Raw genomic sequence first — 13,318 nt, 5'->3', positions numbered from 1 at the left:
TGTATCATCTTGCTATTTTATATAACGAGAAGGAGAAATTTTATAATACTTCTTAAATCGTTTAGAAAATAAAGCTAAATCTGTATACCCCAATTGATAAGCTATAGATGTTAAAGAAATATGATCTTTAAGGATAAGCTCTTTGGCTTTTTTCATTCTCAATTGTTCCTGCATCTCTAAGGGAGTCATTTTAAAACAATTCTTAAAAACTCTTGCAAAATGAAATTTTGAAATTCCTGATACCTCAGCTAATACCTTTAATGTTATTTTATGTGTATAATACCTATGGATATATTCTCTTGCTTTAAAAAGCTTAGAAATCAAGAGTTTTTGTGTCTCTACTCTCTTTGTTATACACTGTACTGCATTTCCAATTATATTCATTTCTCTATGAAAACCAAGTAAATCTTCTTTAAAATCATGAATAATATTTACAGCGTCTTTCTTAAAATCAAAAATAGAAAAAGCATTAGAAAAATTATTTAAGGATGTACCTAATTGTGTTGATAATACTCCTGAAAATGGTTGATTAAACAGCAAATCATTATCTAAAAAATCTGATACTTCAATATTTAGTAATTCTGGGTTGATATCTAGACAGCAACCTCCAGTGTATATGTTTTTAGCAAACATTGTATAGTTTACATCTTCTCTCAAAATGATGAACTGTCCTTTATGTACATCTAATTGACCTGTATTAACATCATAGGATTCCTTTCCTTCAATAACATATTTTAAAGCTATTCCGGTAGTTTTTCCTTTATATTTAATAGAGGTATTAGATTGAGAAATATTAATTTTCCCAAAATTAGAATCTTGATATTTGGTTTGGTTATCGATACTCTTGTATGCTAAAAACTATTATAAATCCTAACACAAGATACTAAAACCAATATTTTTATACGATGTATTGGCTAATCAAAAAATAATTCACAATAGCTTCTTTCATCAATACCGATTGTTCTCCAGCCTTTAGATTGGGTAATTGTTCTTTGACTTTATAGTGTGGCCATCCCTGATCATCATAGAAATCAAATTCGTAGTATCCATATGGTTCTAAAAGACGACATATTGCAATATGCATCAAGTCTAATTTTTCATCTTTTTTAAATTTGCGATGAATCTGACCCAATTCCTGAACACCTATAAGATATATGATACCGTCCAGATCTAAATCTTCTCCTTCTGAAAACTGATCAGAAAGTTTTTGTACCAGATTATCCCATCGTTCCTTTAATTTTTCATCTCTTGCCATATGCCTCAGTCAATTATTGTTATCTATTATCCATAAGATAATTGGTAAAAATCCCGTTTTTTTGTTGGATTAATTCAACTCATTTTCTTATACTTTTTTACTCCACAAGAAAAAGAATACTAAAAAAGTTAAGCGTTACAAAAGTAACGCTTAACCAAAAAAAACTGATATAAATAAAGGGGAAATCTTACAATTTCCATAGAATGCCTATTCCTGCATATTGATTCCTATAATTTCTGAAGGAACGAGCATCTATATCTGTATAATTTGTACTTCTTATTCTGGAATTTATTTTGGCTGTTATCGAAAAACCATTGCCAATATCGTGAGAAGCATTTACACCAAAATTTGCATATTCATAGGTAAGTTTTTCTCCTATTCTACCATCGGTATTCCTTGCTTCAATACTTGAATAGTTTCTGGTAATAAATGAAAACGACCCGTTTATCGTAGTCTTTTCACTCTTATATTTTAGAAGTATTCCCGGGCCAAATTGATTAAACCCAGAACGGTCTGTAGAATTATCCACTCGAGTATAATAGGTTAAGGTTGGTTTTATTTGGAACTGTTCACTAAAAGGTAACTGATAAAACAACGTAGCCTTAACATAGTCCCAATCTCTTTCTCCATCGGTTATGACCTCACTTGCATTAAAAGTATCATACAATCTCTTCTTTGCATATGCATTAATCCCTAATTTATGTTTTAATTTACCTACTTTAAAAGTCTGAACATTAGACACCTCTAAGCCGAATTCATCAAACTGTAAATCCCTAATTCCAAAAGCATCAAAATCTTTAAAATTATAGAATACTTTTGTAATCAATTTGTTATTGACAAAAGGATTAAAATCAACACCTGCATTAACTCCGTATAACGTATACCCTAATGGATTAATCAAAACATCCTGATCTCCACCTAACCCTTCTCTATTCATTCGTATAAGTTTAGTTTCTGCCAAAAGCTTAACGTTTTTATTAAACTTATAATCATATTTTGCCCTAAGGTTTGCGCTCCAATAGCTATCATCAATATTTTCGTAGAATATTCTTGCCGATGGTTTTACAAAAAAGCGTATTCTATTTTTCCTATCCCACTTATTTGTATATATATAATTGGCCAAAATATCTTGATAAATACTACTTGCAATCAAATCTTCCTTGGTTAAAACACTATCGTTTACTCGTACCTCTTCTGGACTTTTGAAATAATTATATTCATATCCTCCTTGGGTTTCTGCGTTAAAAACATGCTTACTTTGTGAGAAACTTAATGTGTGTACTACAACTGTAATTACTATAGATATTATAATTCTTGTTTTCATATTTTTTTGTTTTGTGACTTTGCAATAGTTGTCCTGCACTTGCTGATAGGCAAATGAAATTCTACAAACAAAAATTAATCGCTTTAGTCTTTTTTGTAGTAAGGATTAGTTTTGTTTTTTTACTATTTTTTTATTGATTATTTACTTTAGATAGCGTGTTTAATTACTTCTTTTAACCCTGTTTTATTTACGAGTTGAATCCCTAGTCCAGGTCTAACATTGATTTCCATGATTTGTGGTCCCTTGTTTTTATCGATTACAATATCAATACCCAGATAGTTGAGAGGGAATGCTTTAGCAGTGGCTACAGCTATTTCCAAAATTTCTTTCCAATACGGTATGGGGGCACCGTTGACCAAAAAAGTACTATCTGGGTGATGATTGCTATATTTTTTACCATCATATACTTCTAATAATCTTCCTTCTTGCATATCAACTCCAATACCCACTCCATTTTGATGAAGATTTGCTTTACCATCAGATTTTTCTGTAGGCATTCTTAGCATTCCCATTAACGGAATACTGTTTAAGGTAATAATTCTAAAATCTGGTACTCCAGAAGGATATATTTCCTGAAAAAACGGATGTGGTTCTATACATTCTTCAATAAGTACTCGATCATGAGATCCTAATGAGAAAAAACCCATAATAATGGATGCCATATGCTGAAATATTTCACGATCAGAAATGATCTCACCACTACTCATCCAATTTCCTTCTTTATCCTTTTTGAGAATTTTAATTCCTCCTCCTCCACAACCATTTGCGGGTTTTATAGCTAAAGCTTTGTATTTTTTACAAGATTCCCACGCACTTTTTATATCACTATTATATTCGATCACTGCGTATGTTTTTGCACATGGAATGTCGTTTTTATGTAGTACTTCTTTAGTTAATACTTTATCATCAGCCAGAGGATAGTACTTCTTAGGGTTATTAGGATAAATGAGTCTTATATTTCTTTCATTTAACCCAATCACATTTGATGCAGAAGCAGACTTTTTATTGAAGATTATTGAGAACATAATGATATTTTTAATTTGTTTTTTTCGTTTGTTTGTTATAGAACAGGCTACTTTATATTTACCCTACCAAAAAGTTGATTTTTATTTTTCCGGCTCCAAAAGAGGCCTGAATCTTACTAATTCTACCCATCTTATTCCTATATATCTGCCTAAAAATGTTGCTGATCCAATAATTACAAGAACAATCTCTGGAAATAAAATCAAGATAGAGGGTAACCATGACAATGAGAGAATCAGGTAAGAAATTGAAGTAGCAATTAATGTTTGGAATAATTTATCTATTGCTTTTATGTATCCATCTTCTAGAGTAGAACGAGAAAAACGTTCTGTGGCAATTGTAAGAATGATGATAGGAAAAAACGTAAGTTTTGTTAACCAATCTATATCATTCTTTATTCCAAAATGAGTAGCAATAAGGATTACAGACACCATTATCGTTAATGATATAACCAGTTTTGGTGTATATAACAGTCCTAATTTATCAAAAGGATAAGATATTAATCCAATAAACATAATGAGACCTACAAAAATTGCAATCCCAGAAACATAACCGGTATGTAGTAACGAAAATGCTATTAATACTGGTAAGAATACTCCAAAGGTCTTCAGTCCGACTATATTTCTTAGAAAAGCTACTAATAATCCTCCTATAGGCAATAGCAATAATAATCTTAGAGATCCCATAGGAATCACTTTTTTATCTACCAATGTCCAAAGTGAAAATCCTGGTAAATTATTAAGTTCTTCAGAATTCATTTTTAAAAATGATACATGATTTACTTCTTTAATTTCATAAGTATAATCAAACTGAATCCCCGGAGTATGTGTAATTAATGATTTATCTCCATGATACAATTCTAAATAATTTGCTGGCAGATATGCAAAATGATTGTTTAAAGCATCAAAAGGAACCCAATTTTCATTAATGAATACTTCTGCCCAGGCATGTGATGTTCTTTTATCCGCATTTTCAACGATAATTCCTCCTTTGACTCTAGCGGGATACCCCAGGCTTCTACTTAGTGCCACGAACAATCTACTCTTCCCATTACAAGAAGCTCTGTTTTGTTCTATAGTGGTTATAGCATCGGTTAACGTAATAATGGGAGCAGAAGGAATCCCATATACATAATCAAAAATATTTTTAATAACTTCTCTATCGTTTTTAACATTTTGACTTAACCGAGTTGCCAGTGTTCTAATAATTTCATCCCCAGATTGAATATTGGTTGTTGGGTTTAAATATTCTATGATATGATTCATATGTTTTTCTGAAACCAAATCAAATTTTTGAGGAACCTTAAACCCTTTAGCTTTTCCTGCAAAAGTAAATTCATAATCTACCGAATTATAGGTGTCTTTATTTTTAGTTTTCCAGATAGCCCTTATGTTTTTATGCTCCTCCTCTTTCTTACTAAAAAAAAGTGCCGTATCATTTTTTATTTTTTCTTCAGAAATTCTTTGTCTAGAATTGCTCCTTGGCAAGTATGTTTTTAATGACGTCTCTCTATCTAAGGATTTAAAAAAGAATCTATATTTTATGGTGTAGACTTTCTCTGGGTTAAAATTATCATAATGATCAAGAATGGGGTTTATTTTAAAGCCAATTGAAGTTATAGCAATTGCTATAATTATAATTAATGCGATTGTAAGATTTGTTTTGGAATTCATAATCAGTTATTTTTGGGTAATAACAGGTAGAATTGATTTCACCCTACCTCGAATCGAAAAAAAATTCTTTTTATATGGTGCAATTCTCTAAATCTGTTTGTGAACAACCTGTTTTCACCAAACTATTTGAAACACATGCAGAGGATATTAGAAATTTTGCCTACTATAAATGTGGAGATAGAGATCAAGCAGAAGATCTCATGCAAGAAGCCTTTATAAAACTCTGGCATAACTGTAAAAAAGTAATCTTCGAAAAAGCAAAAGGTTTCTTATGTACGGTAGCAAACAATTTATTTCTTAATCAAGTTGCGCATAAAAAAGTTAGGTTAGAATACTCAAAAATTCCCCGAAGTAATCGAAATGTAGAATCCCCTGATTTTGTGATGGAAGAAAAAGAGTTTATGTATAAACTTCAAAATGCTATTGGTGGTCTTTCTGATGGTCAGCGAGAAGTTTTTCTATTAAATCGTATCAATAAAAAAACATATAATGAAATAGCTGATATGCTTGATATTTCGGTTAAAGCTGTAGAAAAGAGAATGCATAATGCATTAAAAGAATTAAGAAAGTTGGTAAAAAATATATAAAGCTAAGTAGGGTAATTTAAAACTCACCTGTTTTTTTGTTATAGGAGATAGAAAATATGCTTAATGAAAATGAAAATACATATCTAGCAAAGTGGTTGAATAATGATCTCAATGCTGAAGAACTCGAGGAGTTAAAAAAACTTCCCGAATACGACGATTATGAAAAAATCATTGAAGGGCTCGAATATTTTCATACGCCTTCATTTGACACTCAGCGTTCGCTAGCAACTACGCTAGGTAAGATTTATCATCCTAAAAAGGCAAAGTTAATACATCTAAAACCAATTGTGTACGCTATTTCGGCGGCGGCTTCGATAGTATTAATTATTGGGATTTTCTTTAATAAAGTAACCTATTCAACAGATCCCGGAAAACAATTAGCTATAACATTACCCGATGGAAGTTCTGTTGATCTAAATGCTGCTTCTACACTAACTCATCAACGGTTTTTCTGGTCAAAAAACAGAGAAGTCTTTTTACAAGGTGAAGCTTATTTTAAAGTAACTTCTGGAACAAATTTTGTCGTCTCAACGTCAATAGGAAAAGTCGAAGTATTAGGAACTCAATTTAATGTAAAAGGCAGATCAAATGAATTTGAAGTTGGCTGTTATGAAGGAAAAGTAAGAGTTGCAACTCAAGATAATCAGCAAAAAATATTGGAAAAAGGTCAAGGAGTCTCCTTACAAAATAAAAAACTTATAGATAAGGTGATTAATGATTCTGAACCCTTATGGAAAAACAGGGAAAGTGTTTTTAACAGCATTCCGCTAAAAGATGTTCTTGATGAGTTAGAAATACAATACAATATCACTTTTAGACGGGACAAAATTGATCAAAACCAATTGTTTACAGGAGGATTTAATTATGATGATCTCAATATTGCACTCGAATCTGTATTAGTTCCTATGGGTATTAATTATGTTGTAAATGGAAATACTGTATCGCTTTCTCCCCTATAATTATTAATCATATAGTAACCAAACACACAAAATCATTTAATAATCTTTACGTTTTAGAATCATACTAAAACTAAAAACCGCACTATGAAAAAAACGCTGCTACTATTCTTTTTTTGTGTTTACTCTCTTCAAGCACAAGTGACCAAAGATTATAAAGAAGCGCCTTTACAAGATGTACTCAAAGAAATATCAGAATCGTATGGACTTATTTTTTCTTTTAGTAACGAAACCGTGAAAAATAAAATAATCACTCTTGCTATTAATAACACGCCAATAGACGAAATTTTAACTACACTAAAAGTACTTACTAATCTTAATTTTAAAAAAATATCAGACCGACAAGTAATCGTTAGTGCCCCTAATAATAAAGTAGAGGTGTGCGGATATCTCTTTGATGAAACGACTAACGAGCCTCTATCTTATGCATCAATAATTATAGAAAGTAGTAAAACAGGAACCATAGCAAATGACGACGGGTTCTTTCAACTTGGAAATATAGACCTTGATGACACGATCTCTATACAATATGTTGGATATAAAAATAAAACAATGAATGCTTCTTCTTTTAAAGCATCCAGTTGTCCTAGAATACCTCTTTTTGCAGAAAGCACTTCATTAGAAGAAGTTCTCATTGTAGAATATATAACCAAAGGAATCGATAAAAAAATTGATGGATCCTTGGGAATTTTAAATGAAGAACTTGGTATTCTCCCAGGTCAAAGTGAGCCTGATATTTTACAAAGCATTCAATTGATTCCCGGGATAAATAGTCCCGACGAATCCGCATCCGGAATACAAATACGTGGAGGTTCGTCTGATCAGAATCTTATTCTTTGGGATGATATTAAAATGTATAATACAGGCCATTTATTTGGAATGATTTCTGCGTTTAACCCTAATGTTGTTAAAAATGTGAAAATCTTTAAAGGAGGAGCAGATCCAAAATATGGTGATAGAGTTTCTGGAGTAATTGATATCTCTAGTGATCAGAACGTACCCGAAAAATTTAATGGTGGCGCTGGTATTAATGGCACTCACGCAGATGCCTTTATGAAAATCCCTGTATCCAACAGGATAGGATTGATCGTCTCTGGCAGGAGGTCTTATACAGATTTCTTAGAAACACCAACCTATACTGCACTTTCAGAAAAAGTGTTTCAAAATACAAAGATAGTACAAGGAGCAAACCAAGTATCTCCGGGAGATGAAGAGGATGAAGAAGATGAAGAAGACATCGGAGAAAATGATTTTTTCTTTTATGATGCTACTGCAAAACTCATTATTAATGCTGGCAAAAATGACAAAATTATGGTGAGTAGTCTGTATACAAATAATGATCTCAAGTTTGAAATTAATGATGATGAAGATCTTATCACTGATGATCTGGAGATCACAAACGAAGGAGCTAGCTTTTCTTGGGTTGGCACTAACAAAGGTCGTTTTCATCACAGCCTAAAAGCTTATTTTTCTAAATTCGATTCTGATTATCAATTTTCTGAACAGCAAGAACAAATCATCGAAGAACAATCTATTAGAAAAAACACAGTCGAAGATATTGGGCTAGATCTTAATATCACATATGATCTTAATACAAAAAATTCACTAACGCTTGGTTATCAATTTTCTGATAATGAAGTGTTTTATGTGGTTACAAGAGAAAGTGAATTTGAAAACCCAATAAATGAATCTGATAGAGTACAAAATAAGGCAAATTCTATGTATGCAAATTATAAATTCTCTCCAGAGAATAAGGGTTTTATTAATTTGGGAGTAAGAACATCTCATTATTCTGTATTAGATAAATTCTATATAGAGCCCCGAGTAAACATAGAATATCCTATTACAGATTTTCTAAGAATAAAAGCAACAGGAGAACTTAGATATCAACCGATTAGTCAATTAGTAGAATTTGAAGACACACAACTTCGTTTGGAGAATAATCTATGGATACATGCCAACGATGAAGTCCCTGTATTAGAAAGCACTCAATTCTCTGGAGGGTTTTTATTTTCTAAAAATGACTGGAATTTTGAGATCGATGGATATTACAAAAACATAGATGGCCTTACATCTGTAACTAACGGTTTTAATACCATTAATAATGATTTATCTGTTGGGAAAAGCGCTATTTTTGGAGTGGATGTACTTCTAAAAAAGAAGATCAAAAACTATAGAATCTGGTTGGGTTATACCTTTAATGATATTGAATTTACCTTTCCTGAAATACAGGAAGCTTCTTTTCCGGGCAACAATGATATCACACATAATTTTAGAATCTCTAATACATTTGAAATTAATAATTGGGAACTTTCGGCAGGTTGGTTATGGAGGTCTGGAGCTCCTTTTACCGATGCAGACCTTGTAAATGAAGAAATTGAATTTGGAGCAGCTAACGCAGAACGGTTAAAAGAATACCATAGATTAGATATCTCTGCTATTTATAGATTCAATCTTAGTAAGACCGGGAATTGGAAAGGTCAATTTGGAGCTTCAATACGAAATGTATATAATAGACAAATTCCTATTTCAATAAGTTATCGATTAGATGACAATCCGAGTACAGGAGAAATAGAATTAGATCAACTTCGACAAGAGTCCTTGGGTATAACTCCTAATCTTGTTTTTAGAGTATCTTTTTAAAAACGATGTATTAGTTATCTATCAAGTACTTGTGTTAACACATCTTTATGTAATAACCTCATAAGTATTATTTCTTGTTCTGAGGACATGATAGCAATTAGAAAATAAAACCCTATACCCATTTTATAGGCATTATCATTACCATGTATTTTTCTAAGCTGAGACACGTGATCCTTGTTTTTGGCTGATTTTAGCATCTCTAAGACATTTTTTACTTTTTCTTGAAGAGAAACATCTTTTACCAATTTAAAGTCTTTAGCAAATTGTTCTGAAATTTTTAGCTTCATGTTTTATCAGATGTAAATAATTCCTCCTCACTTATTGTAATAGATGGGTTAGCTTTTTGCATTAAAAGTAACAGTCCAAGGTCTTCTTTTTGATCTAAAGACATTGCTTCAATTTGTTCTTTTTCCTTTTGTTCGATATACCACAGTATAGCGTCCTCCATAACTTTCTTAACACTAGAATCCTCTATTGCCGCTATTAGCTTGAGTTTAGGGATTATTTGCTCATCTATATCTATAATTTTTCTCATGGTATATATCATATATATTATATGCTAAATATATACAATAATATTTAATTTTACAATATAGAACTATGCTACTCTATATTGATGGCATCTCTTTATAAAACGGCAAATACATATCAGATCTTCGGATATGGGTATAAATGAATTATATTTGACATTATAATCACTGATTAATGAATTACATTGATATCATTTTGGGGATTCTTTTATTATGGGGATTAATAAAAGGTCTTAGTAAAGGCTTATTTGCTTCTTTAGCCTCTTTGGTTGCTCTTATTGTTGGAATATATATTGCAGTTCATTTTTCTCATATTATTGGTGGGTATCTTGGTCAATATGTAGATTGGCAAGAAGGTGCTATGAAACTTGTGGCTTTTGCCCTCACTTTTATTCTGGTTGTTATACTCGTTTCCCTTGCTGGGAAAATTTTAACCAAAATTGCTGACTATGCAGCATTAGGGATTTTGAATAAGATACTAGGAGCGGCATTTGGAGTTTTAAAAATGGCTTTTATTTCAAGCGTCATTATTATATTTATTGATGCTATCAACAGGAACATCACCATTATCAAGGAAGAAACAATCAACTCCTCATATTTATATAAACCAGTTCGTAAACTAGCTCCTATGGTATTGCCTAGTATTTTAAAAAACACCAATAACAATTCTCAAGAAAGTTAATACGATCTGTATTAGGTCTTAAGAACTTGTAGAATCTTCTTCAATTGCATTGTTTAAATAGGCAATACAGGAGTCAAAATCTTTGAATACACGATCTTCAGGTATTAAATCTGGTACTATATCAATATTTTTGGCGAGATATAATGGTTGTTGCTGGATACCAACAATATGAGTTTTAACTCCTTTTTGTTCCAGACCAAAAATAATCTCTTCTAAAGTATACACCCCGGATTGATCCATATAAGGAACTCTATCCATTCTTAAAATTACATATTTTGCTGTTTCTGGGATTTGCATTGCTAATTGCTGAAGTTCACTTGTAGATCCAAAAAACACAGGGCCATTAAGATGTTTAATAAATATATTTTCTTTAAGTTGCTTGGGTATATTAATCTCATCTTTCCATACGCTCTCTTTCAAATTATTACCTTCCAGACCCTCAAGAGATTCTACTTTGGATTTACTTGCAGTAACATCTCCCATTTTTTTCATAAACATTAAGGAAGCAATAACCAAGCCTATACCTACAGCATAAACCAAATTCCAAAAAACCGATAAAACTAAAACAATGATCATAATAGCCACTTCAATCTTTGGCATGTGCGGCATGGCTTTAAGTCCTTTATAATCCATCACTCCAATACCCACAGTAATTAGAATTCCTGCCAAAACTGCTGCCGGAATCTGAGATGCAACTGGCCCAAGAGCCAGTAAAACTACCAGTAGTAAAACACCTGCTATCATTCCTGATAATTTTGTTTTTCCACCTGCATTAATATTTACCACGGTTCTAATTGTAGCACCTGCTCCCGGTATTCCGCCAAAAATTGCAGCAATACTGTTCCCAATCCCTTGTCCAATTAATTCTTTATTTGGTTTATGCTTGGTTTTAGTCATGTTATCTGCTATCACAGAAGTCAACAAAGAATCAATTGCCCCTAAAAAAGCAAGAGATAAGGCTGTAAAGATATATGGCGTTACGGATGATAAGCTAAATTCTGAAAATATAGATAGATTAGGTATTGGAAATCCGCTAGGTATCTCTTCTATTGGTCTATATTTTAATCCAAAACCATAGGCTACTCCAGAAACTATAACCAAGGCAACCAATGTACTAGGTATTGCGGTGGTAATGCGTTTAAAACCATAGATAATAACAATAGTAACCAGACAAAGAATAAGCTCTAAATAATTAATATTAGACAATGCATTCGGCAAACTCTTTATAGCTCCCATAACTCCTGAGGCAGCGTTGCCTGCAAGAGTCACAGCTTCAAGATAAATTTCATCATGTGATATATTCTCTGCTCTTTTAATCGTTTCTTTAAAATCCTCAAGCACAAGAATACCTTCTCCTGCTTCATCTTTTAGAATTTTATTCAAAATCACCTCTTCTGCCTGTGGTTTGAATTGATTTACAAAAGCCTCATCTTCTTTTGGATAATAACCAAAAGCAGGTAAAAGTTGTGTAATTAATATCATAACTCCAATAGCGGTCATAAAACCCGAGACCACTGGATAAGGTATATATCTGATATATTTTCCTATTCCTATTGCTCCTAGACCGATCTGAATTATTCCTACCATCAAAAATATAGTAAGAATCGCTGGTAATGCTTTTTCAACATTTCCATCATTAGCACCTATTATACCAGCAATAACCAACATACTTACTGCTGTCATTGGCGCTGTCGGACCAGAAATCTGAGTATTTGTTCCTCCAAAAAGTGAGGCAAAAAAACTAATAAAAATTGCCCCATATAAACCCGCACTAGGACCTAATCCAGAAGATACCCCAAATGCTAGTGCTAATGGTAAAGCCACTATTCCAGCTGTTAATCCCCCAAAAGCATCTCCTTTAAAATTGCTAAAAAATCCTTTCATATATTCCTTTTTACTCTTTGTCCTTATAATAATAGTAAAACTATCAAAACAAATATAAAAAAAGTCAATGCATAAAGCATTGACTTTTTTTGATAAAACTTTAAGATTTGTTGTTCTTAGAAAAAGGTGACTTTTCCGTTGCTTATATCATACATTCCACCTACGATTAATATTTCTCCATTATCTTCCATGTCTCGAAGCACTTCGCTTTCTTTTCTAATATTGTCAATAGTCATATGAACATTTTTTACTGCTACTTCATTTACAAAATCAATATTCTTAGATGTTCTTAATGAAGTATCTTCTGGTTCTACAACTGCTTTAACTGCTGGTTTAATTTTACTGATTAGTGCAGTTAGATTACCTAGTTTTGCATCATCACAAGCTCCTTTTACAGCTCCACATGCAGTATGCCCCAAAACCAACACTAATTTGGTTCCTGCTAATTTACAGGCAAATTCCATACTCCCCAAAATATCCTCATTTACAAAATTTCCTGCAACTCTTGCACTAAAAATATCTCCAATCCCTTGATCAAAAATTAATTCTGAAGATACTCTGGAATCAATACAGCTTAAAATTGTGGCAAATGGAAACTGACCGCTTTTGGTGTCTGCTACTTGTTCTAACAAGTCTCGGTCAGATTTCATTTTTTTCTGAAATCTTAAGTTTCCTTCTTTAAGCAATTCTATCGCTCCTTTTGGAGTTACCATTGCTTGTGTTTCTTTAGTATATGCTTTCATGAATATAAAAATTTACGT

Annotated in this window: 13 protein-coding genes; 4 read left to right on the top strand and 9 right to left on the bottom strand. The window is 32.1% G+C overall.

All coding sequences use genetic code 11. The annotated features are described in order from the left end of the window. Positions 1-12: 12 nt before the first annotated feature. From PQF96_RS22115 to PQF96_RS22095, 5 genes are all read right to left on the bottom strand, one after another. The gene (locus PQF96_RS22115; RefSeq protein ID WP_109436100.1) at positions 13-633 is read right to left on the bottom strand and encodes a helix-turn-helix domain-containing protein; all 621 of its coding nucleotides are present in this window, start codon (positions 631-633) and stop codon (positions 13-15) included. 265 nt (positions 634-898) lie between these two features. Next, entirely contained in the window at positions 899-1,255 is a 357-nt protein-coding gene (locus PQF96_RS22110) for a hypothetical protein (RefSeq protein ID WP_109436101.1), read from the bottom strand. A gap of 187 nt (positions 1,256-1,442) precedes the next feature. Next, positions 1,443-2,579: a hypothetical protein gene (locus PQF96_RS22105; protein WP_271768425.1), complete on the bottom strand. Its 1,137-nt coding sequence runs from the start codon at positions 2,577-2,579 to the stop codon at positions 1,443-1,445. A 146-nt stretch (positions 2,580-2,725) separates the two neighbouring features. Further along, on the bottom strand, positions 2,726-3,604 hold the full coding sequence (locus PQF96_RS22100) for a sugar-transfer associated ATP-grasp domain-containing protein (protein ID WP_109436103.1): 879 nt from the start codon (positions 3,602-3,604) through the stop codon (positions 2,726-2,728). 81 nt (positions 3,605-3,685) lie between these two features. Beyond that, positions 3,686-5,275, bottom strand: a complete 1,590-nt coding sequence (locus tag PQF96_RS22095; RefSeq protein ID WP_271768423.1) for a 7TM domain-containing protein — start codon at positions 5,273-5,275, stop codon at positions 3,686-3,688. Between the two features lie 74 nt (positions 5,276-5,349). Between PQF96_RS22095 and PQF96_RS22090 the strand changes: the two genes are divergently transcribed. The 3 genes from PQF96_RS22090 (at position 5,350) to PQF96_RS22080 (ending at position 9,461) form a co-directional block, all read left to right on the top strand. Further along, entirely contained in the window at positions 5,350-5,862 is a 513-nt protein-coding gene (locus PQF96_RS22090; RefSeq protein WP_271768421.1) for an RNA polymerase sigma factor, read from the top strand. Between the two features lie 56 nt (positions 5,863-5,918). Beyond that, a complete protein-coding gene (locus PQF96_RS22085; RefSeq protein WP_271768418.1) occupies positions 5,919-6,821 on the top strand; it encodes a FecR family protein in 903 nt (300 codons plus the stop codon). An 84-nt stretch (positions 6,822-6,905) separates the two neighbouring features. After that, complete coding sequence (locus PQF96_RS22080) at positions 6,906-9,461, top strand: carboxypeptidase-like regulatory domain-containing protein (protein WP_271768415.1); 2,556 nt, start codon at positions 6,906-6,908, stop codon at positions 9,459-9,461. A gap of 14 nt (positions 9,462-9,475) precedes the next feature. Here PQF96_RS22080 and PQF96_RS22075 read toward each other — a convergent pair whose 3' ends face one another. Then, positions 9,476-9,748 (bottom strand): hypothetical protein, encoded by a 273-nt coding sequence (locus PQF96_RS22075; RefSeq protein WP_109436108.1) that lies wholly within the window; start codon positions 9,746-9,748, stop codon positions 9,476-9,478. Further along, positions 9,745-9,996 (bottom strand): hypothetical protein, encoded by a 252-nt coding sequence (locus PQF96_RS22070; RefSeq protein ID WP_271768412.1) that lies wholly within the window; start codon positions 9,994-9,996, stop codon positions 9,745-9,747. Before PQF96_RS22070 ends, PQF96_RS22075 begins: the two co-directional genes overlap by 4 nt. 170 nt (positions 9,997-10,166) lie before the next feature. Between PQF96_RS22070 and PQF96_RS22065 the strand changes: the two genes are divergently transcribed. Beyond that, complete coding sequence (locus tag PQF96_RS22065) at positions 10,167-10,673, top strand: CvpA family protein (protein WP_109436109.1); 507 nt, start codon at positions 10,167-10,169, stop codon at positions 10,671-10,673. Positions 10,674-10,691: 18 nt separating this feature from the next. Here PQF96_RS22065 and PQF96_RS22060 read toward each other — a convergent pair whose 3' ends face one another. Together PQF96_RS22060 and PQF96_RS22055 are read right to left on the bottom strand one after the other, a co-directional pair. Continuing rightward, entirely contained in the window at positions 10,692-12,557 is a 1,866-nt protein-coding gene (locus PQF96_RS22060) for a SulP family inorganic anion transporter (RefSeq protein WP_271768409.1), read from the bottom strand. Positions 12,558-12,673: 116 nt separating this feature from the next. Next, the gene (locus tag PQF96_RS22055; protein ID WP_109436111.1) at positions 12,674-13,300 is read right to left on the bottom strand and encodes a carbonic anhydrase family protein; all 627 of its coding nucleotides are present in this window, start codon (positions 13,298-13,300) and stop codon (positions 12,674-12,676) included. Between the last annotated feature and the right edge of the window lie 18 nt (positions 13,301-13,318).

The sequence above is a fragment of the Aquimarina algiphila genome (assembly GCF_947494415.1).
GTDB lineage: Bacteria > Bacteroidota > Bacteroidia > Flavobacteriales > Flavobacteriaceae > Aquimarina > Aquimarina algiphila.
Note: the sequence above shows the minus strand (reverse complement) of the source record. Positions and strands in the feature narration are given on the sequence as shown.